The sequence below is a fragment of the Streptomyces mauvecolor genome (assembly GCF_039532965.1).
In the GTDB taxonomy this organism is placed as follows: domain Bacteria; phylum Actinomycetota; class Actinomycetes; order Streptomycetales; family Streptomycetaceae; genus Streptomyces; species Streptomyces violascens.
The window spans coordinates 298,958-324,827 of sequence record NZ_BAAASQ010000023.1; the positions used below are offsets into that span (position 1 = coordinate 298,958).

The window sequence follows — 25,870 nt, forward strand, 5'->3', positions numbered from 1 at the left end:
GCGGCGGAGCTGTGTCCGGGAATCATCTTCCCAACCCCATACCCCCAAGGGTACGGCGACACTCCTCTCCTGCCCAGAGCCGCCGAACCTACTCGGCGTTCCCCGGAGCATGCACGAGGCGGCCCCGGATGGCAATGCCCGGTGCCCTTTACAGCGGCCTCCCACGGCCGGTCTCCGCCGCCGCACCGATGATCTTTCAGTTACTGGACCGACCGCTTCCGCGTTAGAGGCGTGATCTCGCCCGACCTCGATCAGGAAGCACCCCCTCGTGCCCGCTCCCCCGGCCGTCCACCCTTCCGCCGCCGCCCCGCCCGGCCCCCGTCGCCGCCCGCCCGGAGTATCGTCCGCGGCTGAATCCGTACGTACCAACCGGTCCGTGAACACCGAACCACTCTGGGCGGCCGCCCAGCCTCCGGCCGACCCGGCGGGGGACGTCGTCCGCTGGGCCGCCTTCAGCTGTGTGCTCGTACCCGTGGTGCTCATCGTCTACGGGTCCTCGTTCGCGGGGGCCGCCGGCTCCGCCATCGGCCTGACGGCCGTGACCGCGGCGTGCCGGCTGCTGCTCCGCCAGTCCGAGCGGGCGGCTGCCGAGGAACGGGCACGGCCGCCGGTTCCGCCGTCCGGACGGCATGCCCGACCGGCTCCGGCGCCGCATCGCGGTGGACGTCACCGAGGGGGGTGTACACCCGCGGGGTGAGTCGTTCGCACACCAGGACCCGTATGTTTTCGGCCAACTTCCCCCGGTGGCGGATTCCTTGGCCAAATGGCCTGCCAACCCCCTTGCCACCAGGGAGGAAAGGACCATTGCGGCCTCTGGCACCATACGGGTACGGGCCATCCCCATGAGGCGCACTTCCCCTGCGGGGCCCACGGATGAAACGCTTCGTGATCGAAAGCTTCGCGCCAAGTTGCCTTGTCGACATAGCGCTGGGTGCCGGACTTGTCACGCCGGCGCCACGGGACGCAGTAGATTCGATCATGCGTATCGAAGGCTGGGGACTCGTGCAAAACCGAGGGGAAAAGTGCAGGAGCGACAGGCCCGACAAGAACGGGGAGCCGCGAACACCGAGGGGGGCTTAGCGCCATGAGCCAGGACTCCGCTGCCGCATCACCGGAGACCGCAAGGAAGCTGGCCGGCCGCCGACGCCGGGAAGTCGTCGCCGTACTGCTGTTCAGTGGCGGCCCCATCTTCGAAAGTTCCATTCCGCTCTCCGTGTTCGGAATCGACCGTCAGGACGCGGGAGTTCCGCGTTACAGACTGCTGGTGTGTGCCGGTGAGGAAGGACCCCTGCGGACCACAGGGGGACTCGAACTCACCGCGCCCTACGGTCTGGAAGCAATCAGCAGGGCGGGAACAGTGGTGGTGCCCGCGTGGCGTTCCATCACCTCGCCGCCCCCGGCAGCCGCGCTCGAGGCGCTGCGCCGGGCACACGAGGAAGGGGCAAGGATCGTCGGGCTGTGCACCGGCGCGTTCGTGCTCGCCGCGGCCGGTCTTCTGGACGGCCGCCCGGCGACGACGCACTGGATGTACGCGCCGACACTGGCCAAACGCTATCCATCAGTACATGTGGACCCGAGGGAGCTCTTCGTCGACGACGGGGACGTCCTCACCTCGGCCGGAACCGCGGCCGGAATCGATCTCTGTCTCCACATCGTGCGGACGGACCACGGCAGTGAGGCGGCCGGCGCGCTGGCCCGCCGGCTGGTCGTGCCGCCGCGCCGCAGCGGCGGACAGGAGCGCTATCTCGACAGGTCTTTACCTGAGGAGATCGGCTCCGACCCGCTGGCCGAGGTCGTCGCCTGGGCGCTGGAGCACCTCCACGAGCAGTTCGACGTGGAGACCCTGGCCGCGCGGGCGTACATGAGCCGCCGCACCTTCGACCGTCGTTTCCGCTCGCTGACCGGATCGGCCCCCCTCCAGTGGCTGATCACCCAGCGGGTCCTGCAGGCCCAGCGCCTGCTGGAGACGTCCGACTACTCCGTGGACGAGGTGGCGGGCCGCTGCGGCTTCCGCTCCCCGGTCGCGCTGCGCGGGCACTTCCGCCGCCAGCTCGGCTCGTCCCCGGCGTCCTACCGGGCGGCCTACCGGGCGCGGCGGCCGCAGCCGGAACCCAGTGCGGGCCCGGTCGCGGTGCCCATGCCGGCTCCGGTGCCGGAGACCGTTCCGCCCCAGGCGCTTCCCCAGGCCCGGCGGACGGCGGCGGCCAGCGCGGTGCTTGGCCCGGGTGCGACCTCGCACACCACGGCGGAGCCGGGAAAACCCAGCTCCGATCTGTACGCCTCCGGCTACACCGGTGGCCGTCCGAGTCTGCCCGGTCAGCGGAGCGCCCCGTAGGGTAAGACACATGAACGACCGCATGGTGTGGATCGACTGCGAGATGACCGGGCTCTCGCTGACGGACGACGCACTCATCGAGGTGGCCGCACTGGTCACCGACTCGGAGCTGAACGTACTCGGCGAAGGGGTGGACATCGTGATCCGTCCCCCGGACGCCGCGCTGGAGACCATGCCGGAGGTGGTGCGCACCATGCACACCGCCTCCGGGCTCCTCGACGAGCTGGCCGGCGGCACCACGCTGGCCGACGCCGAGGAGCAGGTCCTCGCGTACGTACGTGAGCACGTCAAGGAGCCGGGCAAGGCGCCGCTGTGCGGAAACTCGGTCGGCACCGACCGCGGGTTCCTGCTGCGGGACATGCCGAAGCTGGAGTCGCACCTCCACTACCGGATCGTGGACGTCTCCTCCGTGAAGGAGCTCGCCCGCCGCTGGTATCCGCGGGCGTACTTCAACAGCCCGGACAAGAACGGAAACCACCGGGCGCTCGCGGACATCCGTGAATCCATCGCGGAGCTCCGCTACTACCGGGAGGCGGTCTTCGTGCCGCAGCCCGGCCCGGACTCGGACACCGCGAAGGCCATCGCGGCGAAGTACGTCCTGCCTGCGGAGTAGCCCTTCGCAGGGGGTCCGGGAGGGTGCCTCGAAACATGTGCGCGAGCACCCTCCCGGACCCTGTACACTTTTTCTCGGCCGGTAGGGAAGCCCCCAGGGACTTCCCAAGACCACAACAGTCCGGTCATGCATGGTGGGTATAGCTCAGCTGGTAGAGCACCTGGTTGTGGTCCAGGATGTCGCGGGTTCGAGTCCCGTTACTCACCCTGATGAAAGAAGGCCCGGGCCGCGCAAGCGGTTCGGGCCTTCTTTATGTTCCGGCCCCCTTCTTCGGGTTCCGGCCCTTCGACACGTCCGGGTCCGGCACCTCTTTTTACGACGAGGCCCGTACGGCTTACGACGAGGCCCGTACGACGAGTTCCGTGGGCAGGACCAGGCTCGGGCGGGCCGGTTCGGTGGCGGTGATCTCGGTGAGGAGCAGCTCGGCCATCGCGCGGCCCATCTCCTCTATCGGCTGGCGCACGCTGGTCAGCGGCGGGTCCATGTGGCGGGCTATCGCCGAGTCGTCGAAGCCGACCAGGGCTGTGTCGTCGGGGATGCGGCGGCCGGCCTCGCGCAGGATCTGGCGGGCGCCGGAGGCCATCACGTCGGACGCGGCGAAGACGGCGTCGAGGTGCGGAGCGCGCTCCAGGAGCTCGGTCATCGCGCGGCGGCCGCCCTCCTCGGTGAAGTCGCCGTGCGCGGCCAGTTCCTCCAGGCCCGCCTCCGCCAGGGCCGCCCGGTAGCCGTCGAGGCGGCGGCGGGCTCCGTACACGTCGAGCGGTCCGGTGATCGTCGCTATGGAGCGGCGGCCGCGGGCGACGAGGTGGGCGACGGCGGCACGGGCGCCCTCGTAGTTGTCGGAGTCGACCGAGGCGAGCGGCTCGTCCTCTCGGCGGCGGCCGCTGATGACGACGGGGATGCCGAGCTGTTCGAGCAGCTCGGGCAGCGGGTCGTCGGCGTGCACGGAGACGAGCAGGACGCCGTCGACGCGGTGGGCACCCAGATACTGGGCGAGCCGGCGCCGCTCGCGGTCGCCGCCGACCAGGGTGAGCAGGAGCTGCATCTCGGTGTCGGCAAGCGCCGCGCTCACCCCGCGCACGATGTCGGAGAAGTACGGCTCGGCGAAGAAGCGGGCCTCGGGCTCGGGGACGACCAGGGCTATGGCGTCGGCGCGGTTGGCGGCAAGGGCACGGGCTGCCCGGTTGGGTACGTAGCCGAGCTCGGCGACGGCGGCCTCGACGGCGGCCCGGGTCTCGTCGCTGACCCGGGGCGAGCCGTTGATCACCCGGGACACGGTGCCCCGGCCGACTCCGGCCCTGGCCGCCACTTCTTCGAGGGTGGGCCGTCCGGCGCCGCGACCCCTCGCCGTGCGGGCTGCTGTCACGTCTGCCTCCCCAACTCGCGCAACTCCGGTGAAAGTAACAGTCCCGGCCGGGCGGGGAACGTCATCCTCTGCCATTGCGCGGTCCCTTGACAGCCCAACAGGGAGCCGCAACCCTTCAACACATCACGGCTGGGAGCGCTCCCACCCTAGTAGGTCCCTACACCTTTCGCATCCCTTCCGCCCGCGCCGACGCGCCTCAACCGGCTTGGCCCGGACGACAGTTGGAGGAAGCCATGCGCACGCGTACACGTATGTCCAGGCGGCTCGCGGCCCTCGCGGCCGTGGCCGCGCTCGGCACCGGGCTGCTCGCCGGCTGCGCCGACGACGGCACGTCCCCGACAGCCGAAGGCTCCACGGCGGGAGGCGGCGGGGGCGGCGCGAAGACCACCCTCACCGTCGGCGTCTTCGGCGCGTTCGGCCTGAAGGAAGCCGGGCTCTACGACGCGTACATGAAGCTCCACCCGGACATCGAGATCAAACAGACCTCGATCGAGCGGAACGAGAACTACTACCCGCAGCTCCTCACCCACCTCGGCTCGGGCAGCGGGCTCGCCGACATCCAGGCCGTCGAGGTCAGCAACATCGCCGAGGTCACCGCCACCCAGAGCGGCAAGCTGGAGGACCTGTCCAAGGCGCCCGGCGTGAACAAGGACGACTTCCTGCCCTGGAAGTGGGCCGAGGGCACCGCCAAGGACAGCAAGACGGTGGGTCTGGGCACCGACACCGGGCCGACCGGCATCTGCTATCGCAAGGACCTGTTCGCCAAGGCCGGTCTGCCCACCGACCGGGACGCCGTGGGCAGGCTGTGGGCGGGCGACTGGAACAAGTATCTGGAGGTGGGGCGGCAGTACAAGGCGAAGGTGCCCTCCGGCTCCGCGTTCGTGGACTCCGCCTCCGGCGTGCTGAACTCGATCACCGGGTCCAGTGCCACCCGCTATTACGACGCCTCCGGCAAGGTCGTCTACAAGGACAACCCGGCCGTGAAGCAGGCCTGGGACACCGCGGCCGCGTTCGCGACCGGCGGGCTCACCGCCAAGCTCCAGCAGTTCCAGCCGACCTGGGACCAGGGCTTCGCCAACGCCTCCTTCGCCACCGTGTCCTGCCCGGCCTGGATGCTCGGCTACATCCAGGACAAGGCGGGCGCCGCCGGCAAGGACCAGTGGGACGTGGCTGCCGCCCCCAAGCCGTCCAACTGGGGTGGCTCCTTCCTCACCGTGCCCTCGGCCGGCAAGCACACGGCGGAGGCCGCCAGGCTCGCCGCCTGGCTGACCGCGCCCGCACAGCAGGCCGTCCTGTTCGCCAAGCGCGGCAGCTTCCCGAGCGCCAAGGCCGCGTACGGGCTGCCCGCGGTGGCGGACGCCAAGCACGCCTACTTCGGGAACGCGCCCATCGGCCAGATCTTCGCGCGGGCCGCCGAGGGAACCCCGGTGCAGACCCTCGGCCCGAAGGACCAGATCATCCAGCAGAACCTCTCCGACATCGGCATGCTCCAGGTCGAGCAGAAGGGCAAGTCGCCGCAGCAGGGCTGGGACGCCGCGGTGAAGGCGATCGACAACGCGCTGGACCAGTGACGATGGCCGGCGACACCACGGCCGCCGTGCCCTCCCCCACGCCCGGGCAGGAGAGCACGGCTCCCGCCCGGGCCCGCGCGGACGAACGGCGCAGCCGCCGCTACCAGCGCGATGTGCGCTGGAGCCCGTACGCGTTCATCGCGCCCTTCTTCCTGTTCTTCGCGGCCTTCGGCCTCTTCCCGCTCCTCTACACGGGCTGGGCCTCGCTGCACCAGGTCGAGCTGACCTCGCCGGACGACATGACCTGGGTGGGCCTCAGGAACTTCTCGCGGCTGCTCTCGGACGACTTCTTCTGGAACGCGCTGCGGAACACCTTCACCATCGGCGTCCTGTCCACCGTGCCCCAGTTGCTCATCGCGCTCGGCGTCGCCCATCTGCTCAACTACAAGCTGCGCGGCTCGATGTTCTTCCGGGTCGCCGTCCTCACCCCGTACGCCACCAGCGTGGCGGCCGCGACGCTGGTGTTCGTGCTGCTCTTCGGGCGCGACTACGGGATGGTCAACTGGGCTCTCGGGCTCGTCGGGTTCGACCACATCGACTGGCAGAACGGCGGCTGGAGCTCGCAGCTCGCCGTGTCCACGATCGTCGTCTGGCGATGGACCGGCTACAACGCGCTGATCTACCTGGCCGCGATGCAGGCGGTGTCCGCCGATCTGTACGAGTCCGCCGCCCTCGACGGGGCCTCGCGATGGCAGCAGTTCCGCCATGTGACGATCCCGTCGCTGCGCCCGACCATCCTGTTCACCGCGGTCGTCTCGACGATCGGCGCGACCCAGCTGTTCGGCGAGCCGCTCCTGTTCAACGGCTCCGCGGGCGCCACCGGCGGCTCTGACCACCAGTTCCAGACGCTCGGCCTCTACCTGTACGAACAGGGCTGGGTGAATCTGCACCTCGGCCGGGCCTCGGCGATCGCCTGGGCGATGTTCCTGATCCTGCTCCTCATCGGCGCGGTGAACTGGCTCGTCTCCCACAAGTTGCGCAAGGGGATGACGAGTTGAGAGCCCAGCGCGCCGGCCGCCAGCTGCACGGCGGCCGCCTCACCTACGCCGTACTGATCGTTTTCACCGCCGGATCGCTCTTCCCGCTGATCTGGACGGCGGTGGCCGCGTCCCGCACCAACACCCGGCTCGCCCAGACTCCCCCGCCGTTCTGGTTCGGCTCCCACCTGTTCAAGAATCTCCGGATCGCCTGGACCGACGCCAACATGGGCACGGCCCTGCTCAACACGACGATCGTGGCGGGCTCGATCGCGGCGGGCACGGTGTTCTTCTCCACCCTTGCCGGCTTCGCCTTCGCCAAGCTGCGCTTCCGCTTCAAGAACCTGCTGCTGCTCCTGGTGATCGGCACGATGATGGTGCCGCCGCAGCTCGGCGTCGTACCGCTGTACATGCTGGTGGCCAAGCTGTCCTGGACCGACCAGCTCCAGGCCGTCATTCTGCCCACCCTGGTCAGCGCGTTCGGGGTGTTCTTCATGCGGCAGTACCTGGTGGAGGCGCTGCCCACCGAGCTGATCGAGGCCGCCCGCGTCGACGGGGCGAGCAGCTGGCGGGTGGTGTGGCACATCGTGTTCCCGGTGGCCCGGCCCGCGATGGCGGTGCTCGGGATGCTGACGTTCGTGATGGCCTGGAACGACTTCTTCTGGCCGATCATCGCGCTGACCCAGAACGGCAGCCCCACGGTGCAGGTGGCCCTGACCGGCCTCGGCCGCGGCTACATCCCCGACCAGTCGGTCATCATGGCCGGCGCCCTGCTCGGGACGCTGCCGCTGCTGGTGGCGTTCGTGGTGTTCGGGCGGCAGATCGTGGGCGGGATCATGCGGGGCGCGGTCAAGGGGTGACGCTCCGCTCCGCCGGGGTGGGGGGCCTCATCCGCGGGCCCGGTGGGGGCTGGTCGCTCCCCCGAGCTCTCGGCTTCCCTCGGACAGGAGACCCCCATCGCGGCGGAGCCGCACATGGTCACAGCCCCGCGCCTCTAGCAGGGGCTGGTGCTGGGCAGCGCTCCTCACCCAGGGCCGCTCGATCCAGAACGCGCAATCCAATCCCCGCAATTCCGCCGCACGTTGGGAGTTCAGCATGTCCAACCGATTTCCGCCCGACTTCCTCTGGGGCGCCGCCACCTCCGCCTATCAGATCGAGGGGGCGGTAAGCGAGGGTGGGCGTACTCCGTCCATCTGGGACACCTTCAGCCACACCCCCGGCCGGACCGCCGACGGCGACACCGGTGATGTCGCGGTCGACCACTATCACCGCATGCGCGAGGACGTCGCGCTGATGGCGGAGCTCGGCCTCACCTCGTACCGCTTCTCCGTCTCCTGGTCGCGGGTGCAGCCCACCGGCCGCGGACCCGCCGTCCAGCTCGGCCTCGACTTCTACCGGCGTCTGGTCGACGAGCTGCTCGACCGGGGCATCGCGCCCGCGCTCACCCTCTACCACTGGGACCTGCCTCAGGAGCTCGAAGACGCGGGCGGCTGGCCGGCCCGGGACACCGCCTACCGCTTCGCCGAGTACGCGGCGCTGGTCGGGTCCGCGCTCGGCGACCGGGTCGAGCGGTGGATCACCCTCAACGAGCCGTGGTGCAGCGCGTTTCTGGGGTACGCATCGGGGGTGCACGCACCCGGGAGGACCGATCCGGCGGCCTCGTTGCGCGCGGCTCATCACCTCAACCTGGCCCACGGAGAAGCGACTTCGGCCCTGCGGGCCGCGATGCCCGCGCGCAACCAGATCGCGGTGAGCCTCAACTCGGCCGTGGTCAGGCCCTGTTCACAGGACCCGGCGGACCTGGAGGCGGCCCGGCGGATCGACGACCTGGCCAACGGCGTCTTCCACGGGCCGATGCTGCACGGCGCGTACCCGGAGCACCTGTTCGCCGACACGGCCTCCGTGACCGACTGGGCCTTCGTGCACGACAGCGATCTCCGCGCGATCCACCAGCCGCTCGACGCGCTCGGGCTCAACTACTACACGACGTCCCTGGTGTCGGCCGCCGATCCCGACCGGGCGGACACCCGCGCCGACGGCCACGGCGCGAGCGCCCACTCGCCCTGGCCGGGCGCCGCCTCGGTCGCCTTCCACCAGCCGCCCGGCGAGCGCACCGCGATGGGCTGGACCGTCGACCCGTCGGGCCTGTACGACCTGCTGCTCCGCTACACGAAGGAGACCCCCGGGCTGCCGCTCCTGGTCACCGAGAACGGCGCGGCCTGTGACGACAGGCCCGGCCCCGACGGCGCGGTGCACGACCCGGACCGCATCCGCTATCTGCGGGGCCACCTCGCGGCCGTGCGCCGCGCGATGGAGGCGGGTGCGGATGTACGCGGCTACTACCTCTGGTCGCTGATGGACAACTTCGAGTGGTCGTACGGGTACGGCAAGCGGTTCGGCGCGGTGTACGTGGACTACGAGACGCTGGCCCGCACCCCGAAGTCGAGCGCCCACTGGTACGCGGAGCTGGCCCGTACGGGTGCACTGCCGGAGGTGTGACAGGGCGCCAGGGCGGCCACGGGCACCCCTCGCGGTGAGCGCGGGGGAGGAATCCGGTGGCGGGGTGCGGCGGCATGCCGCGACATGGGGCAGCGCTTCGGACAACGCTCAGGTGTACCGGGCGAGCCCGGCGGATGATGAAAGAGGCTCAGGCGGAGCGGAAGAAAGCCGAGGACCTGCCGGCTTGAACCTCACGCGGCGTGAGGATGCACAGTGGGCGCATGAGCGAATCCACCTGGAAGGTGGGTCCCCTGGCCGAGGCCAGCGGGCTCACCGTCCGCACGCTGCACCACTGGGACACCATCGGTCTGCTCTCCCCGTCGCGCCGCACCTCGGGCGGGCACCGGGAGTACACCGAGGACGACATCGCCCGGCTCTACCAGGTGCTCGCCCTGCGCGGCCTGGGCCTGGGCCTCGACACCATCGCCGTGTGCCTGGACTCCGGGGTCGACCCGATGCGGGTCCTGCGCGACCACCGCGAGAGCGTCGAGGCGCACCTGGCGGCGCTGACCGGCCTGCGCGACCGGCTCGTCCGCATCGAGCAGGAGGTGGCGGACGGCCGGGCCCCGACGACCTCCGCGGTCCTCGACGCGCTGCGCGCCACCGGCGCCGCGAACCCCGCCGCGGAACAGGCGGTACGCCGCCATCTCGACGACGACCAGCTGCGCGCGCTCGGCACCCACACCGCGGCCCTCGGCCCGGCCGCGCACTATCTCCTCGAGATCGAGTGGCCCGAACTGTACCGGCGGGCCGAGGAGTTGAGGACCTCCGGCGTCCCTCCGACCGACCCGCGCGTGCGCAGGCTGGCGGCCCGGATGGACGAGCTGGGCGCGCTGTTCAGCGGCGGCGACCGGACGATCTCGGCGGGCGTACGGACCGCGTGGCGCGAGGACCCGGGAGCGCTGTCGGGAGACGCGTCGGTGCAACCGGGTCAGTGGGACAGCCTGACGGACTACTTGGACGCGGCCCGAGCGGGGTCGAAGCGATGAAGGGGAAGTACATGATGAACAAGTACTCACTGTTGCCGTTCGTTCTGATCACCGTGCCGCTGGTGTGCGTGCTCGCGGCATTCGGGGTGATCGGGTGGGGTGTGGTGCTCGCGGTGGTGATCGCGGTGGGGGTGCTCGCGCTGGTGGCGAGGGCGGCCGGACGGTCCACCACGCACTGAACGCGCCCCGGCCGACGTGGGGGAAGGTGCGATCCGGCCGGGACGCTGGTCAGTGGGCCTGCTGGTACGTGGCCAGTTGGCCGCGGCTACTTGTGGGCGGCTACTTGTAGGCGGCTACTTGTAGGCGCCGAAGGCCTTCGTGAAGGCGAGGGGCTCCTGGACGATGGACGAGCAGGTCGGGTCGGCGGAGTTCTTGGCGCCGCCGGGGCACTGCTGGTCGCGGGCGCCGGACCACATGGAGAGCCGGCCGAGCCCCTTGGACTGGGCGAAGTCCACGAGCTTGGCGGCGTCGGCGACGGTGAACTTCTCGACGTTGACGTCGTTGACGCCGATCATCGGCGTGACGGCGACGGCCTTCCAGGCAGCGGCGTCGGAGAGACCCAGAACTCCCTTGATCTGAGCCTGAGTCGCGGTGGCCGCCTGGATCGCGTAGTCGCCCATGTCGCCGCTGTAGGAGGGCCCGTAGTCCATCGCCATGATGTTGACGGCGGAGACCTTGACGCCGTTCTTCTTGGCGTCGGCGACGAGGTCGACGCCGGGCTGGGTGAGACCCTCCGGCATCACGGGCAGCGTGAACGACACGTCGAGCCCGGGATGGGACTGCTGGAGCTTCGCGATGGCCTGCGCGCGGCGGGTGTTGGCGCCGGTGTCGGGCAGGGCCGCGCCCTCGATGTCGAAGTCGACCTTGGTGAGCTGGTACGCGTCGACGACCTTGCCGTACGCGGCGGCCAGCTCGTCCGCGCTCTTGCAGACGAGGCCGAGCTCGGAGCCGGAGGCGCCGCCGAAGGAGACCCGGACGTCGCCGCCCCTGGCGCGCAGCGCGCCGATCTGCGAGGCGACCTTGTCGCCCGGGAGGCCCGTGACGCCGCCCCAGAGCGGGGTGCAGCCGCCGCCGGAGGTGATGAAGGCGAGGGTGAACTGCTTGACGCCGGTCTTGTCGGCGGTGGCCGCGAGGTCGTAGGCGGGGTAGAGCGAGGTGTCGACGTACGGGGCGAACCCTGCGCCGGCCGAGGTCCCGCCGCCTGTGCTCTTGGTGGGGGTGGGTATGGCGGTGGCCGACTTGGAGGGCGTGGGCTTGGTTGTCGGCTCGGTGCTCGCGGACTGGGACGGCTTGGGGGTGGGCTGCCCGGTGGGGCGGCCGCTGGGCTGAGGGGTGGCGCCGGTGTCGGCGGAGCACTTCTCCTGGTCGATGAGACAGCCCGTGGGGTCGCCCGCGGTGCCGTTGGCGGACGTGACGAAGCCGACGGTGACCGACTTGCCCGCGGCGAGCCCGGCCTTGTCCCAGCTCGGGGGCTTGACGGTGACGTGCCGGCCCTTGACGGTCTGGTCGCCGTTCCAGAGGGAGGACAGCGTGGTGCCGGCGGGGAGGTCGAACTCCAGGGTCCAGTCGGGGAGGGTCTTGCCGGTGTCGTTGGTGATGACGTACTGCCCGGTGTAACCACCGGTCCAGCTGCTGGTCCTGGTGTACGCCGCGCCGACCGAGGCGGCCTGCGCGGTGCCGGTCAGCGCGAAGGCCGCGCCGCCGACGACCGCGGCGGCTGCCACCCCGCCGATCACCTTGGTCTTGCCGCTCGCCCTGCGCCGGTGCGTCCTGCTGCCCATGCCGTGCCTGCCTCTGCGTTGCGGGGGAATTCGGGGGTGCGGCAGCACGCTAGCGATGCGGAATCGGACAAATGCCCAGTTCAGGGCGGGGGTTGGGGATCTTAGGGTCGGCTTAAGGGTGGGATGGGGGGAGGTTAAGCCCGGCCGCCTTTTCCCCACCCCGCTGTGACACGCTGCGGCTCCACCGCGTGGCTTCCGGGGGCGGGGTGGGTCGCGGGAGGGGCTGAACTGCCCCGATGCGGGCCGGCACCAACCCTGCCAGGGGCGCGGGGAACTGCGCGACCGGCCACAGACCGGCCGCCCCCGGAGGGTCTGGGGAAGGGGCGGGGTGGGGAAAGCTGGGTATGGGGCGGAGCCCCAGGGCACCCTCCCCGCCCGGCGGGGATCAGGCATCCGCGCCCCGGCGGGCGCGGCCCCTCCCCCGCACTCGATGGCCCCGCCGGCCCGGAGGCGTGACCCCCAGCCCGATCCAGAGGCGCACCTCCGTCCCGCCCAGGACGGAGTGCCCGATCCGGACGTCGCCGCCCGTCGACTCCGCGACCCGGCGGACGATGTCGAGGCCGAGGCCCGTCGAGCCGGGCCGGCCCCCGCTGTTGCCCCGCGCCAGCGCCGCCCGGGGATCGGAAATGCCCGGCCCCGCGTCGGAGACCAGGACGATCACCGCGTCCTCCCCGTTGTGGACGTCCACCGAGAAGGCCGTCCCCTCCGGCGTGTGCCGGAACACGTTGCCGAGCAGCGCGTCGAGCACGGCCACCAGATCCGCCCGGGCCACCGGGATGCGGACCGGCCGGTCCACTCCCGCGAGCCGCACCTCGCGCCCCTCGTCCTCGGCGAGCGCCGACCAGAACTCCATCCGGTCGAGGATGACCTCACAGGCATCGCAGCCCGCGCCCGGCCCGGCGGGCTGGGTCTTCGGCTTGGCCTCGCGCGCGGTGCGGATGATCGTGTCGACCTCGCGCTCCAGCTGCTCGACCGCGGCCCGCGTCTGGTCGGCCGCGGGCCCGTCCCCGAGCGAGGCCGCGTTCAAGCGGAGTACGGTGAGGGGGGTGCGCAGGCGGTGCGAGAGGTCGGCCGCCAACTCCCGTTCATTGGCCAGGAGTTGGACGACCTGGTCGGCCATCGAGTTGAAGGCCGCGGCCGCCTGGCGCAGTTCGGTGGGGCCCTCCTCCGGAACCCGCGCCCCGAGCTTCCCCTCGCCCAGGTCCTGCGCCGCGCCCGCGAGCCGCTGGGCCGGCCGGACCATGCGTACACCCAGGCGGTCGGCGACGGCCACGGAGCCGATGATCAGGCCGATGCCGACGCCCGCGAGGACGAGCCAGGCCGTCGTCACGCCGTTGGTGACCTCGGCCTCCGGCACGAAGACCTCGACGATCGCGATCTGCCCGGAGCTGAGCGCGGTCGGCTGGAGGAGCACGGAACCGCCCGACACGTCGGTCGTCGAGGCCTTGATGACCTTGCGGGTCGCCTCCAGGTCCTTGTCCGCCGCCCGCTGCCTGCCGATCTCCACCGGCGCGCTGCCCGCGACGGCCGGGTCCGCCGGGACGTGCACGGCCATCCGGTCCTCGGCGCCGGACTGGGTGGAGGCGACAGCGCGTTCCAGCGCGTCGCGGTCGGTGGTGATGGACAGCGTCGGCCCGATCGCCGCGGCCTGCCGCTCGGCGTTGGAGAACGCCCGGTCGCGGGCCATCTCCTTGATGACCATGCCGAGCGGCACCGCGAAGGCGACCACCACCATCACGGTCACGGCGAGGCAGACCTTGACCAGGGCCCACCTCACTGCGGTGGCTCCAGCTTCACGCCGACCCCGCGCAGGGTGTGCAGATAGCGGGGCCGCGCGGCCGTCTCTCCCAACTTCCGCCGCAGCCAGGACAGATGCACATCGATGGTCTGATCGTCGCCGTACGACTGCTGCCACACCTCGGCCAGCAGTTCCTTGCGGGGCACGACCACGCCGGGCCGCCCGGCGAGGAAGGCGAGCAGGTCGAACTCGCGCCGGGTCAGGTCGAGCTGTACGCCGTCGAGTTCGGCCTGCCGGCGCAGCGGGTCGACGCGGAGCCCGCCGACCTGGAGCACGCGTGACGGCGGTTCGGCCCCGGCGCTGGCGCGCGCCCTGCGCAGCACGGCGGCCATCCGCGCGGAGAGGTGCTCCACGGAGAACGGCTTGGTGAGGTAGTCGTCGGCGCCGTCGTTGAGCAGCCGGACGATCTCCGTCTCGTCGTCCCGCGCGGTGGCGATGATCACCGGTACGTCGGTGATGCCGCGCAGCATCTTCAGCGCCTCGGCCCCGTCCAGGTCGGGCAGTCCGAGGTCCAGGATGACCACGTCGAACCGGAAATGGGCCACTTCGCGCAGCGCCTCGAGTGCCGTGCCGACGCTCCGTACCGTGTGGGAGGCCTCGGTGAGGTGGCGGATGAGGGCGGAGCGGACAAACTGGTCGTCCTCGACCACGAGCACACTTGCCATGGCCCGCACCGTACGCCATGCGGAGGACCGGAGTCCCCCGCGGGAGTGGACTGGGCGGTGGCGGGACACGGGTGGGGCTCGTGGTGCAGTATGGCCCGGATGCACAGAGGACTCGTACACGGTTTGGCGTGGTCGCTCGCCACCGGAGCGGCGGTCACGCTCTCCTGGTGGGGCGTCCACACGGTGCTCGCGGGCACGGTGTACGACCCGCCGCGCGCCCTGCCGATCAGCGGCGACGCGCACATCACGCAGGGCTCGAAGCCGGACGCCTCGTCCACCCGACGCCCCAGGGAGAGCGCGCCTTCTCCGTCGTCCTCTCCCTCCCCGGCGCCGTCGAAAAACGCCCCCGGGAGCGGGAAGCCGTCGGGCAGCCGGTCGCCGTCCGGCGCCAAGTCGCCTTCGCCGTCCGGGAGTTCAGGCAGTGCGGCCAATTCCGGGGCGGTGCAGGGCTACAACGTCTCGGGCGGCCGGGTCGTCTTCGACCTCGGCGACACCTCGGCCCAGCTGGTGTCGGCGACGCCCGCGTCGGGCTGGCAGATGGAGCGCTGGATCCAGACGGAGTGGATACGGGTCACCTTCACCCGGGGCAGCGAGACGGTCTCGGTGTTCTGTACCTGGAACGGCCACCCGCCCTCGGTGGAGATCAACAACACCTGACCGCTCAGCGGAACGCCCCGGCCGGCGGTGCCGGCGAGGGCTTCGCGCTCGCGTCACTCACGGCGACGGCCCCGCCCGTGAAGTCGGCCAGCTCGCGTCCGTGCTGGACGCGGCCCGGGTGCGGGTCGCCCGCGATGCGCCGGGTCAGCTCGGCCAGCGGCAGCGGCACGGCCGAGCAGACGAGCACCGCGTTCCCGAACCGCTTGCCGCGCAGCACCGTCGGGTCGGCGGCGAGCGCGAGCTCGGGGAAGACTCCGGCGGCCGTCGCGATCTGGCCCCGCAGATGCGCGAGCGGCGGCCCGTCGGCGAGATTCGCGGCGTACGTACCGCCCGGCTCCAGCACCCTGCGTACGTCCGCGAGGAACTCGGTGCTGGTCAGATGGGCCGGGGTGCGGGCCCCGCTGAACACGTCCGCGATGACGAGGTCGGCCCAGCCGTCGGGCAGCTTGCCGAGCCCGGCGCGGGCGTCGCCTCCCCGCACCCGGATCCGCGCCCCGGGGTCGAGCGGCAGCTCACGGCGTACGAGCTGGACGAGCGCGGCGTCGACCTCGACTATCTGCTGGGTGGAGCGGGGCCGGGTGGCCGCGATGTAGCGGGCCAGGGTGAAGGCGCCGCCGCCGAGGTGCAGGACGTTCAGAGCCCGGCCGGGCGGGGCCGCGAGGTCGATGACGTGGCCCAGGCGGCGCTGGTACTCGAAGGTCAGCCGGTCCGGGGCGGCGAGGTCGACGTGCGACTGGGGCGCCCCGTCGAGCAGCAGCGTCCACCCGCCGGTCCCGTCCCGGTCGGGTATGAGCTCGGCGAGGCCGCCGTCCACCGTCTCGACGACGGGCTCGGGCCCGCGCCGCCTGCTGCTTTTCGCCATCCGGCCATTATCGACCGGTCGGCCGGGTGCCGCCCGCCCGCACCCGTGGCGACGCTCAGCGGCCCTCGCCCTCGCTGATCCCGTCGGCGGCCTCGATCATCCGGGCCGCCTCACCGAGGGCCTCGCGAAGGAGACCCGGGTCGGTGACCTCGGTGGTGTTCGGGGGGAGCAGCCAGCCCGAGCCGGTGACAGGGGGCGCGGCGGGCAGGCCCTCGATGCGCAAGCCGCGCCCGTTGGTCTCCGTACAGGCGCTGCCCGGCACGTCCCAGGCGGCGGCGGTGCCGGACGGGACGAGGAAGCCGAGGGTGTCGCAGGTCCCGTCGTGCAGGACGGGTCCGACGGCGGCCGGGGCGGCGCCGCGGAGGATGATGTCGACGGCCTCCAGGCCCTGCCGGGCGGGCACGGTGACCAGGTCGCAGGGCTCCTCGGCGGCGCGTGCGGGGACCGGAGGCGCGGCCGCCTGCGGTGAATGCGGATGCCGGACGGCCGTCGTCTGCGTACCGGAGCCTGTGAAGTCGATGTCGGTGTCGGTGTTCACGCAGTCCTCCAACAAGGCAAGCCCTCCGCGTCTCTGCGGTGTTGGCGCTCTCCACATGGTTCAACGCCCTTGCGCGTCAAGGGGAACGGCGACGTGCCGCCGCAAAGGATGGCAGTTCATGGCGGATCGCGGGTGAGATATCCGGTTTGTAGCCAAACAGAGCGTGAACGACTCGTCACAGCAGGTACGTTCTTGCTCCGCACCACCCCGCCAGAGAGAGCTGTCGAGCCATGGCGCCGTCACCAGATCCCCACGACGACCCCCGGGTGAACGCACGGACTCCGCAGACGCCGCGCCGGCTCACCCGGGAACCCAACGTGGCCTTCCGGCAGTTGAGGGGCGCCCGTTCGCCGGGCGAGTTCGCGGCCGCGGTCCGCCGGGCCGCCCGCGAGATCGGCGAGCAGGTCGCCTGCGACGCCCGCTACATCGGACGCGTGGAGAACGGCGAGATCCGCTGCCCCAATTACGCGTACGAAAGGGTCTTCCGGCACATGTTCCCGGGTTTGACCCTGGCCGACTTGGGGTTCTCGGCGAGGGAGACGGTACGAGGCCGGGGGGCGCGCCCGCTTTCTGCCGCGCCCCTGCTCCACATCACGCCCCGCCCCGACCATCCACGCGACGATCCGCCCGGCCAACGGGCCGGCCAATCGTCGGACAACCACCACATTCACCAGAACCACGAGGAGAGCGACGTGCTGCGTCGCGCATTCATGACGGGCTCCACCGCCACGGTGGCGGCCGTCTCGCTGGGCCTCGGCCCGGCATCCGCACATCCCGTCCAGCGCGTCGGCGAGGCCGAGGTGAGCGCCGTCGAGGAGGCGGTGCGCCGGATCAGACTGCTCGACGACCGGCACGGCGCGGACGGGCTCTACCAGCGGGCCGCCCAGCCGCTGCGCACCGCGTACGCCCTGCTCGACGCGAGCGCGGCGCGGCGCTCCACGCAGGAGCGGCTGCACACGGGCGCGGGTGAACTGGCCATCTCCGTCGGCTGGTTGGCGCACGACTCGGGCCGCTTCGGCGAGGCCCGCTCGCACTACGCGGAGGCCCTCGCGACGGCCCGGCTCGCGGGCGACGCCGGTCTTGAGGCGCACGCGTTCTGCAACATGTCGTTCCTGGCCCGGGACATGGGCCGGCCGCGCGAGGCGATGCGGGCGGCGCAGGCGGGCGAGCGCGCGGCGCACCCGCTCGGCTCGCCCCGGCTGCTCTCCCTGCTCGCGCTGCGCGAGGCCGGGGGCTGGGCGGGGCTCGGCGACCGCTCGGCGTGCGAGGAGTCCCTGACGCGGGCCCACTCCCACTTCGCGCGGGGCGCCTCGCCCGCCGACCCGGAGTGGATGACGTTCTTCGTCGAGGCCGAGCTGGAGATGCTCCAGGCGCAGTGCTGGTCCGCGCTCGGCGACTGGTCCCGGGCGGCCCGCCACGCCCACCGCGCGGCGACCGTGCAGGACCCCCACTTCGCCCGCAACCTCGCGCTGTACCGGGCCGAGCTCGCCGACGATCTCGCCCGGGCGGGCGCGCCCGCCGAATCCGCGGCGGCGGGGCAGCAGGTCCTGGACCTCCTGAACCAGGTCCAGTCCACCCGGATCCAGGCGATGCTGGCGGACACGTCCCGCATCCTGGCCCCGCATCGGGCGTCCCCGGAGGTGGCGGCGTTCCTGGAACGCCGGGCAGCGGTGGCTGTGTAGCCGGTCGTCTCCCCACCTCGCCCCTTCCCGAGACCCTCCGGGGGCCGGACTTCAACTGCGGACCGTGGGAAGCCGGTCGCGCAGTTCCCCGCGCCCCTGGCGGCGTCGATGCCGGCCAGCACGGTGTGGGGCGCAGCCCCAGAAGCTGAACCGTCCAACCCAAAGCGACGGGCGGGCGGGTGGGCAAACCCACCGGGGTCCGGGGCGGAGCCCCAGGTAGCCCCGCCCACCCCGCACCCGGTCAGCTCACCGCTCAAGGTGCCCCGTGTCGTTCCACCGCTCGACCGCCGGATCGCCGTACGCCCACCCCAGCACCGACAGCGACGTCGGGTCGAGGCGGATCCGGGCCGCGAAGGAGATGTCCTCGCCCAGCCACCGCGCCGCGATGGACCGCAGAATGTGCCCGTGGGCGAAGACCAGCACGTCCCGCCCGGCGGAACGCGCCCAGGCCACGACCTCGTCCGCCCGCGCGGAGACCTGCGCCAGGGTCTCCCCGTCCGGCACCCCGTCCCGCCAGATGAACCAGCCCGGCCGCAGCGCCTGGATCTCGGGCGGCGCCATGCCCTCGTACGCCCCGTAGTCGTACTCCATGAGCGCGTCCCACGGCTCGGCCCGCTCCCCGAACCCGGCGAGCTCGCACGTCTCGGACGCCCGCACGAGCGGGCTGGTGCGGACCTCGACGCCGGGCAGCCCGCCCCACGGCTCCCGGTGCAGCCGCTCGCCGAGCAGCTTCGCGCCGCGCCGGCCCTCCTCCAGGAGGGGGATGTCGGTCCGGCCGGTGTGCTTGCCCGCGAGCGACCACTCGGTCTGCCCGTGCCGGGCCAGCAGGATGCGCGGTGCGGCGGCTGCCATGGGTGTTCTCTCCCGATGCCGTACGAAATGTTCAGAAAAGTTCCGGTCACCATCATCGCGCATCCGGCGAAGCAACCCCGCGCCGGATCTTGGCGTCTGACCGGAACGCCGGGGTGCTGCGTGAGGGCGATCACTTACACCGTACGGTTGAACGCACGCCAAAAAACCGGAGGCCCCCAGCGGGCGACCCGAGGACCAGTTGGAGGAACCCGCCGGATGCAGCCGCCGCAGCAAGCCACGCGACCGCGCTGGTGGACCGAACTCCCGCTGATCGCGATCGTGTACGCGGCCTACTCCCTGGGACGACTGATCGTACGGGGCGACGAGGCACGGGCCGTCGAGCACGGCCTGTCCATCCTGCGCATCGAGAAGGCTCTGAGCCTCAATGCCGAGCACCCGCTGAACAGGCTGTTCACGCACACCCCGGCGATCGGCATACCCGCCGACTTCATCTATGCCTCGCTGCACTACCTGGTCACACCGGCCATCCTGATCTGGCTGTTCCGCCGCCGCCCCGCCCAGTACCGGGCCGCCCGCGGCTGGCTGATGACCTCCACCCTGCTCGGCCTCATCGGCTTCACGTTCCTGCCGACCTGCCCGCCCCGGCTGCTCCCGGCGGTGCAGGGCTTCACCGACACGATGGCCCAGTACGGCTCGTACGGCTGGTGGGGCGGCGAGGCGAGCGCGCCACGGGGCCTGGGCGGCATGACCAACCAGTTCGCCGCGATGCCGAGCCTGCATGTGGGGTGGGCGCTGTGGTGCGGGGTGATGCTGTGGAAGTTCGGCGGCAGCCGAATAACGAAGACCGCCGCCGTCGCGTACCCGCTGACCATTACGTTCGTGGTGATGGGCACGGCCAACCACTACCTGCTCGACGCGGTCGCGGGCGTCGCCGTGATGGGCCTCGGCCTGTGGCTCTCCAGGCCCGTACTGCGCCTCGCGGAGCGCGTGCGCGCCCGCTTCGCGCCCGCCTCTTCCGCCACGGGCACCTCGATTGTCAGTGCCGGATGCGAGACTTCCGTGGGTGAGCGAATCCCTGGGCAGCGGACGTCCTCCGACACCCCCGCAGAAGCCGGCGACAGCACTCCGTCGAAGGCTCGCTGAGCTGCGCGGCCCGGCCGCCGTGGCCCGGCCGCTGGACGCACGGGCGCTCGCGGCCCTCGCCGCGAACCCGGGCTGCCGCAGACGCGCCCTCCTGGACGGCGCCGGGGTGGACAAGGCCGCGCTCGCCGAGGCGATCGGCTCGCCGTCGGCCGCGTTCGGCCAGTCCCAGTTCGCGTTCATGCGCGGCAACGCCTTCGAGGCGAAGGTGAAGGGCGACGGCGGCACCGAGCTGCTCCGCCTGCTGCACGAACGGATGGCCGCGGGCTCCGAGCCGCCCGGCCACGCCACGGCCCCCGATCTCGCGGCGGCCGGCCCCGAGGGCCGCGCGGCCCGCACCGCGCTCGCCCTGCGCGAGGCCACCGCGGCCGGAGCCTGGGCGCTGCTCGACCACCCGATGCTGGCCCTGGAGGTCGCGGGCTCCCCCGCCTACCTGGAGCCGGACGCGGTGGTGGTGCACCCCGACGGCCGCTGGACGGTCGTCGAGATCAAGTCCTTCCCCATGATCGACGCGGCCGCCGACCCGTCGAAGGTGGGCGCCGCCGCCCGCCAGTCCGCGGTGTACGTGCTCGCCCTGGAGCGGGTCGCGGCGCTCACCGACGGCGCCTCGGTGGACCACTCGGTCCTGCTCGTCTGCCCCAAGGACTTCTCGAACCTGCCGACCGCCTCGGTCATCGACGTGCGCAAGCAACTGTCCGTCACCCGGCGGCAGTTGGCGCGCCTGGCCCGGATCGAGGACATCGCGGACGAGCTGCCGCCGGGCACCACCTTCGATCTCGACGGCCAGTCCGGCGAGTCCCTTGCCTCGGCCGTCGAGGCGGTTCCCGCGGTGTACGCGCCGGAGTGCCTGGCAGCCTGCGAGCTGGCCTTCCACTGCCGGGGCCGGGCCCGCGAGGAGGGTGCGGTGACCGCGCTCGGCCGGGCGATGCGGGGTGAGCTCGGCGGGCTGACGACGATCGGCGAGGTCCTGTCGGCGGCGCGCGGCGAGTCGGGCGACCCCGCCGATCCGACGGTGGCCGCGGTACGCCGCGCGGCCGCCCTGCGCGCGGAGGCGGGCGCCCCGTGTCGCTGATCTCCACCCTGGCCCGCCTGGAGGCCGTCGAGTCCGGCCGCGCGCAGCCGCTGACCACCGTCCGCCACCGCCATCTGTCCGAGCGGCCCCTCGTCTTCGTGCCGCTCACCACGGCGGGCGAGGCGGGCGCCCCGCTCGGCGCGCTGGTCGGCAGCGACCGCGCGGCCCCCACGCTGCTCGTGGTCCCCCAGCCCCGCGACCGCGATCTGCGCTTCACGTTCCTGGCCGACCTCGCCGAGGCCGTACTGCCGTACCTGGACGCGTACGCCGACGACATCGAGTCGGCCGAGCGCTCCGAGACGGACCCGGAGACCGGCAAGAAGACCAGGGTCGAGGTCGAACTGTGCGCGGACGCACCGCAGTTGATCGTGCCCGGCCGGGCCGGTATCGACTTCGTACGCCTCCTCGGCCGCTCGATGCGGTTCCGCCGTACCGCCGAGCAGGACCCGGACGCGCCCCATCCGGCGCCGCCCCGGGTCCCGCTGCTCGGCCGCTGGTTCACTCACTACGCCGAGCGCGCCCGCACGCCCGGGGCCGCGCTGCTGCTCGCCGCGACCGACCTCCTGAACCGGCACTGGGCGAGCGGCCAGTCCAGCCTGGAGGACCAGCACCTGGGCGCGCTGCTCGCCTGGATCGACCCGCCCGAGGGCGAGTCCGGCGCGGAGGCGGCGCTGCGGGCCGAGCTGGCACGGGGCGCGGACGGCCAGTTGCTGTGCCCGCCGGCCGGCCCGGCCACCGACCCGGCGTTCGACAACCGGCTGCTCGCCCCCGCCGTGGAGCGCTACGACCGGGCCCGCCAGGCATTGCAGGCGGCCGAGGACGGGCTCGCCGCGGACGAGCACCTCGGTCGGCTGACCGTCGCGGAACGGGAGATACGGCGCCTGCTCGCCGCCCAGCTCATGCCGACCTGGACGGCGGTGTGGCGCGCCCTCGACCTGCTGCGGGAGCTCCCCGAGGGCGAGCGGGCCGCCGCACGCTGGACGAGCGACCGCTGGTCGTTCACCGGCCACCGGGACCGCATCGCCGCGGGTGAGCCGCCCCAGCCGCGCCGCGACGACGCGGTGACGGCCGCCACCAAGCTGCTGCGGCGCGAGCGCGCCCAGGCCGAGCTGGAGGCGGGCGAGGCACTCGACGACCCGCTCGTGATGGCGGGCCGCAGGCTCGCGGGCGAGGCGTTCGCGGGCGAGGTCGTCGAGGTGACCCCGGCGTGGACGGAGTCCAAGCGCCCCAGCCCGCGCCCCCTCGTCACCCTGCGCACGGACGACGCCCCGCACCTCGCCGAGGGCGCCAAGGTCTACCGCACCCTGGACGGCAAGCCGCAGAAGGCCGAGTTCGTGGCGTACGAACCGGAAGGCGCCCTCGTCCTGCGGATCCTGGACAAGATGGGGCGCGCCAAGGACCCGGCGCCCGGCTCCGTCCCCGAGAAGGGCGACCGGATCTGCTGGACGCTGTTCGAGCACGAGCAGCGCGGCGCCCCCAAGCTGCCCGACCCCGAGGCGACGCCGTGGACCCACGGCGGCCCGCCGGGCTCCGACACCGCCGAGCAGCCCGACCCGCAGACCCCCGAGGACCTTCTGTGACCTCCTTCGATCCGGGCGCGGCCGCGGCCGGAGCCACCGACGCGATCCTCGCCGACACCCTGCACGGCGCCTCCCGCGGCGTCGTCGTCGACTCGCCGCCGGGCGCCGGCAAGTCCACGCTCGTCGTGCGCGCAGCCCTCGAACTGGCCGCCGCGGGGCGTCCGTTGATGGTGGTCGCGCAGACCAACTCGCAGGTCGACGACCTGGTGGTACGGCTCGCCGAGAAGGCCCCGGACCTGCCGGTCGGCCGCCTGCACAGCAGCGACAGCGACCCGTACGACAAGGCCCTGGACGACCTGGAGAACGTACGCAAGTCGTCGAAGGCGGGCGATCTCGCGGGCCTGGACGTGGTGATCTCGACGGCCGCGAAGTGGGCGCACGTCAAGTCCACCGACACGGGAGGGCCCTGGCGGCACGCGATCGTGGACGAGGCGTACCAGATGCGCTCCGACGCGCTGCTCGCGGTCGCCGGGCTCTTCGAGCGGGCGCTGTTCGTGGGCGATCCGGGTCAGCTCGATCCCTTCGCGATCGCCGACGCCGAGCAGTGGGCGGGGCTCTCGTACGACCCGTCGGCGAGCGCGGTCTCGACGCTGCTCGCGCACAACCCGGAGCTGCCGCAGCACCGGCTGCCCGTCTCCTGGCGGCTGCCGGCGTCGGCGGCGCCGCTGGTCTCGGACGCGTTCTATCCGTTCACGCCGTTCCGCAGCGGCACGGACCACGGCGACCGGCGGCTCGCCTTCGGCGTCGCCTCGGACGGCTCGGCGCCGGACCGCGCCCTCGACGAGGCGGCCGAGTCGGGCTGGGCCCTGCTCGAACTGCCGGCCCGGCACACCCCGCGCACCGACCCGGAGGCGGTCCGCGCCGTCGCCCGGGTCGTACGCCGCCTCCTGGACCGGGGCGGGGCTGCGACCAGCGAGCGCTCGCCGGAGCCGGTCCCGCTGACGGCGGCCCGGATCGCGGTCGGCACCGCGCACCGCGACCAGGCCGCCGCGGTCCGGGCGGCGCTCGCGGAGTTGGGCGTGACGGGGGTGGCCGTCGACACCGCGAACCGGCTCCAGGGCAGGGAGTTCGATGTGACGGTCGTCCTGCACCCGCTCTCGGGCCGCCCGGACGCGACGGCCTTCCACCTGGAGACGGGCCGCCTGTGCGTGCTCGCCTCCCGCCACCGGCATGCCTGCATCGTGGTGTGCCGCGCGGGCGTGACGGACCTCCTGGACGACCACCCGTCGACGGAGCCGGTCCAGCTGGGAGTGACGGTGAAGTTCCCTGACGGATGGGAAGCGAACCATGCGGTGCTCTCTCACCTGGCAGAACACCGGGTGACGTGGCAGCCCTGACGGACGGAGTCCGGCACGCCGCCGGAGGCGGCCAACCGATGCAGCACGTGGCAGCCCTGACGGACGGAGTCCGGCACGCCGCCGGAGGCGGCCAACCGACGCAGCACCTGGCAGCCCTGCGCCGGGGCGGCCCGTCCCCGGAAGCGGCCCCGCGGACGCCCCCTTGCGTACGCGCGGGAGAATGGACGGTGGCCCGGGCGCCCGGACCCTGAGCGTCGACCTTGCCCCTGGGAGGACAGACATGCCGGAGCACGAGCGGAACGAGGAGCGGCAGCGGCTCAGGCCCGCGCCGCTGCTCTTCGAGCCTTCCGAGGCCACCGCCGACCCGGAGCACTTCTTCGACCTGGAGTCCATCGAGGACCCCCGGGCGCTCCTGATGCGCTCGACCGAGCTGGCCCTCGCCTTCCGGGCGGCGGCGGACCGGGCGGTCGAGTTCCAGGCGATCGCGGCGGCCCAGCTCGCCGACCCCCGCCGCTTCGACCGGCTCACCCCCGCCGACGTGGCGGAACGGGCCCAGTGGACCGAGGACTACGCGAAGAAGATGATCGAGTTCGGCCGCGATCTGATGCGCGCGGGAGAACTCCCCTAGGCCTCCCCGGCCACCCACATCCCGCGCACCACCCCAGCCACGCGCCCCGGGCATATGCCGGGGCGCAAGATACCCCCTCCCGCCCCGCCCTGTCCCGGTTTCCGACAACTCGCAGAACCGGAACTTGTCCAGCCGGTAGACGTAGAGCATGAGCAGCGACAACGGCAGGGGCAGTGGCAGCGGCGTCCGGGAGACCAGGACGGGCAGCGGCCCGCTCACAGCGGTCGGCGGACGCGGCGGCGCGGCCGGGGGTGAGGACGCGTACGACATCTTCCAGGCGCTGCGCGACGAGGACGGCCAACAGGTCGGCGAGGTGACCGCGGCGGGCGCCGCGTGGCTGTCGTCGGCCGCCACCCACGCGCGCAGCACCCTCTCCCTCTGGGAGGCCCGGCCGACCGCGCCCGGCGTGCTGCCCTGCGGCACCGTCTTCGACGTGGTGAACGTTCCCTCGATCTTCGGGCGCCGCATGCTCGACCGGCTGTGGGCCGAGGGGCCGGGCTCCGGGCCGGTCGCGATCCACCGCGGGCGCATGCTGCTCTTCGCCGCGCCCGGCACGGCGCAGCGGCTGCCCTCGCTCCTGGAGTGGGAGGAGTGGCACGGCGCCGGGGTCCCGGTCCCGCCGCTGCTGTGCCACGGCGCGGGCGACGCCGTCACCGTCCCGGCGCTGGTCCGCCCGCAGCGGGAGAGCGCGGGCGCGGCCCGCTGGCTGGTGGCTCCCGACACCCGCCGCCCCTGGCTGCCGGGGCCCGACGTACTGCTGTGGGCCTGTGTCCGGGCGGCCAAGAACGAGCCCTCGGACCTTCCCCGGATATCGATTTTTCCTCGCGCCGATCAGGATGCTAATGTCTACGACGTCAGCAGGCGCCGCTAGCTCAGTTGGTTAGAGCAGCTGACTCTTAATCAGCGGGTCCGGGGTTCGAGTCCCTGGCGGCGCACAGACGGAAGAAGCCCCTCGCGGAAGCGGGGGGCTTCTTCGTGTCCGCGACCTCGTGTCCGCGACTTCCTG

At 72.5% G+C, this 25,870-nt stretch carries 24 protein-coding genes and 2 tRNA genes; 19 read left to right on the plus strand and 7 right to left on the minus strand.

Annotation, left to right across the window (positions count from 1 at the left end):
* The first annotated feature begins 376 nt into the window (after window positions 1–376).
* The 4 genes from ABD346_RS28855 to ABD346_RS28870 all read left to right on the plus strand — a co-directional run bounded on the left by ABD346_RS28855 (window position 377) and on the right by ABD346_RS28870 (window position 3,154).
* Complete coding sequence (locus ABD346_RS28855; RefSeq protein WP_344378879.1) at window positions 377–697, plus strand: hypothetical protein; 321 nt, start codon at window positions 377–379, stop codon at window positions 695–697.
* Between the two features lie 387 nt (window positions 698–1,084).
* The gene (locus ABD346_RS28860; protein ID WP_344378881.1) at window positions 1,085–2,335 is read left to right on the plus strand and encodes a helix-turn-helix domain-containing protein; all 1,251 of its coding nucleotides are present in this window, start codon (window positions 1,085–1,087) and stop codon (window positions 2,333–2,335) included.
* A gap of 10 nt (window positions 2,336–2,345) precedes the next feature.
* Window positions 2,346–2,948, plus strand: a complete 603-nt coding sequence (orn, locus tag ABD346_RS28865) for an oligoribonuclease (protein WP_189968426.1) — start codon at window positions 2,346–2,348, stop codon at window positions 2,946–2,948.
* A 133-nt stretch (window positions 2,949–3,081) separates the two neighbouring features.
* Window positions 3,082–3,154, plus strand: a tRNA-His gene (locus tag ABD346_RS28870).
* Between the two features lie 128 nt (window positions 3,155–3,282).
* Here the strand turns inward: ABD346_RS28870 and ABD346_RS28875 are convergent.
* On the minus strand, window positions 3,283–4,314 hold the full coding sequence (locus tag ABD346_RS28875; protein ID WP_344378882.1) for a LacI family DNA-binding transcriptional regulator: 1,032 nt from the start codon (window positions 4,312–4,314) through the stop codon (window positions 3,283–3,285).
* Between the two features lie 233 nt (window positions 4,315–4,547).
* Between ABD346_RS28875 and ABD346_RS28880 the strand changes: the two genes are divergently transcribed.
* From ABD346_RS28880 to ABD346_RS28905, 6 genes are all read left to right on the plus strand, one after another.
* On the plus strand, window positions 4,548–5,885 hold the full coding sequence (locus tag ABD346_RS28880) for an ABC transporter substrate-binding protein (protein ID WP_344378884.1): 1,338 nt from the start codon (window positions 4,548–4,550) through the stop codon (window positions 5,883–5,885).
* A 2-nt stretch (window positions 5,886–5,887) separates the two neighbouring features.
* A complete protein-coding gene (locus ABD346_RS28885) occupies window positions 5,888–6,883 on the plus strand; it encodes a carbohydrate ABC transporter permease (protein ID WP_344378885.1) in 996 nt (331 codons plus the stop codon).
* Window positions 6,841–7,722 carry a carbohydrate ABC transporter permease gene (locus tag ABD346_RS28890; protein WP_381226960.1) on the plus strand — a complete coding sequence of 294 codons (882 nt, stop codon included), beginning with the start codon at window positions 6,841–6,843 and terminating at the stop codon, window positions 7,720–7,722. The genes ABD346_RS28885 and ABD346_RS28890 overlap by 43 nt, the downstream gene beginning before the upstream one ends.
* Window positions 7,723–7,957: 235 nt before the next feature.
* The gene (locus tag ABD346_RS28895) at window positions 7,958–9,361 is read left to right on the plus strand and encodes a GH1 family beta-glucosidase (protein WP_344378889.1); all 1,404 of its coding nucleotides are present in this window, start codon (window positions 7,958–7,960) and stop codon (window positions 9,359–9,361) included.
* A 221-nt stretch (window positions 9,362–9,582) separates the two neighbouring features.
* Window positions 9,583–10,350 carry a MerR family transcriptional regulator gene (locus tag ABD346_RS28900; RefSeq protein ID WP_344378891.1) on the plus strand — a complete coding sequence of 256 codons (768 nt, stop codon included), beginning with the start codon at window positions 9,583–9,585 and terminating at the stop codon, window positions 10,348–10,350.
* A 14-nt stretch (window positions 10,351–10,364) separates the two neighbouring features.
* The gene (locus ABD346_RS28905) at window positions 10,365–10,529 is read left to right on the plus strand and encodes a hypothetical protein (protein WP_344378893.1); all 165 of its coding nucleotides are present in this window, start codon (window positions 10,365–10,367) and stop codon (window positions 10,527–10,529) included.
* A 114-nt stretch (window positions 10,530–10,643) separates the two neighbouring features.
* On the opposite strand, the gene ABD346_RS28910 is transcribed toward ABD346_RS28905, so the two are convergent.
* The 3 genes from ABD346_RS28910 to ABD346_RS28920 form a co-directional block, all read right to left on the minus strand.
* On the minus strand, window positions 10,644–12,131 hold the full coding sequence (locus tag ABD346_RS28910) for a cellulose binding domain-containing protein (protein ID WP_344378895.1): 1,488 nt from the start codon (window positions 12,129–12,131) through the stop codon (window positions 10,644–10,646).
* A gap of 385 nt (window positions 12,132–12,516) precedes the next feature.
* On the minus strand, window positions 12,517–13,908 hold the full coding sequence (locus ABD346_RS28915) for a sensor histidine kinase (RefSeq protein ID WP_344378896.1): 1,392 nt from the start codon (window positions 13,906–13,908) through the stop codon (window positions 12,517–12,519).
* The gene (locus tag ABD346_RS28920; protein ID WP_344378898.1) at window positions 13,905–14,594 is read right to left on the minus strand and encodes a response regulator transcription factor; all 690 of its coding nucleotides are present in this window, start codon (window positions 14,592–14,594) and stop codon (window positions 13,905–13,907) included. Before ABD346_RS28920 ends, ABD346_RS28915 begins: the two co-directional genes overlap by 4 nt.
* Window positions 14,595–14,693: 99 nt before the next feature.
* Here ABD346_RS28920 and ABD346_RS28925 point away from each other — a divergent pair, with 99 nt between their 5' ends.
* On the plus strand, window positions 14,694–15,251 hold the full coding sequence (locus tag ABD346_RS28925) for a hypothetical protein (RefSeq protein WP_344378900.1): 558 nt from the start codon (window positions 14,694–14,696) through the stop codon (window positions 15,249–15,251).
* A 4-nt stretch (window positions 15,252–15,255) separates the two neighbouring features.
* On the opposite strand, the gene ABD346_RS28930 is transcribed toward ABD346_RS28925, so the two are convergent.
* Complete coding sequence (locus tag ABD346_RS28930; protein ID WP_344378902.1) at window positions 15,256–16,113, minus strand: spermidine synthase; 858 nt, start codon at window positions 16,111–16,113, stop codon at window positions 15,256–15,258.
* 55 nt (window positions 16,114–16,168) lie between these two features.
* Window positions 16,169–16,651, minus strand: a complete 483-nt coding sequence (locus ABD346_RS28935) for a hypothetical protein (RefSeq protein WP_381226848.1) — start codon at window positions 16,649–16,651, stop codon at window positions 16,169–16,171.
* Between the two features lie 230 nt (window positions 16,652–16,881).
* On the opposite strand from ABD346_RS28935, the gene ABD346_RS28940 reads away from it, so the two are divergent.
* A complete protein-coding gene (locus tag ABD346_RS28940) occupies window positions 16,882–18,333 on the plus strand; it encodes an NsdA family TPR-like regulatory protein (RefSeq protein WP_381226850.1) in 1,452 nt (483 codons plus the stop codon).
* 246 nt (window positions 18,334–18,579) lie between these two features.
* Here the strand turns inward: ABD346_RS28940 and ABD346_RS28945 are convergent, their stop codons facing one another.
* Window positions 18,580–19,185, minus strand: a complete 606-nt coding sequence (locus tag ABD346_RS28945; protein ID WP_344378906.1) for a histidine phosphatase family protein — start codon at window positions 19,183–19,185, stop codon at window positions 18,580–18,582.
* Window positions 19,186–19,401: 216 nt separating this feature from the next.
* On the opposite strand from ABD346_RS28945, the gene ABD346_RS28950 reads away from it, so the two are divergent.
* The 7 genes from ABD346_RS28950 (at window position 19,402) to ABD346_RS28980 (ending at window position 25,799) form a co-directional block, all read left to right on the plus strand.
* On the plus strand, window positions 19,402–20,289 hold the full coding sequence (locus tag ABD346_RS28950; RefSeq protein WP_344378907.1) for a phosphatase PAP2 family protein: 888 nt from the start codon (window positions 19,402–19,404) through the stop codon (window positions 20,287–20,289).
* Window positions 20,210–21,358 carry a hypothetical protein gene (locus tag ABD346_RS28955; RefSeq protein WP_344378909.1) on the plus strand — a complete coding sequence of 383 codons (1,149 nt, stop codon included), beginning with the start codon at window positions 20,210–20,212 and terminating at the stop codon, window positions 21,356–21,358. Before ABD346_RS28950 ends, ABD346_RS28955 begins: the two co-directional genes overlap by 80 nt.
* Complete coding sequence (locus ABD346_RS28960; protein ID WP_344378910.1) at window positions 21,349–22,938, plus strand: hypothetical protein; 1,590 nt, start codon at window positions 21,349–21,351, stop codon at window positions 22,936–22,938. Before ABD346_RS28955 ends, ABD346_RS28960 begins: the two co-directional genes overlap by 10 nt.
* Window positions 22,935–24,275: an AAA domain-containing protein gene (locus ABD346_RS28965; RefSeq protein WP_344378912.1), complete on the plus strand. Its 1,341-nt coding sequence runs from the start codon at window positions 22,935–22,937 to the stop codon at window positions 24,273–24,275. Before ABD346_RS28960 ends, ABD346_RS28965 begins: the two co-directional genes overlap by 4 nt.
* 241 nt (window positions 24,276–24,516) lie before the next feature.
* Window positions 24,517–24,864 (plus strand): hypothetical protein, encoded by a 348-nt coding sequence (locus tag ABD346_RS28970; RefSeq protein WP_189968460.1) that lies wholly within the window; start codon window positions 24,517–24,519, stop codon window positions 24,862–24,864.
* Window positions 24,865–25,012: 148 nt separating this feature from the next.
* Complete coding sequence (locus ABD346_RS28975; RefSeq protein WP_344378913.1) at window positions 25,013–25,735, plus strand: bifunctional DNA primase/polymerase; 723 nt, start codon at window positions 25,013–25,015, stop codon at window positions 25,733–25,735.
* Window positions 25,726–25,799: transfer RNA gene (locus ABD346_RS28980), tRNA-Lys, on the plus strand. Before ABD346_RS28975 ends, ABD346_RS28980 begins: the two co-directional genes overlap by 10 nt.
* Window positions 25,800–25,870: the final 71 nt, after the last annotated feature.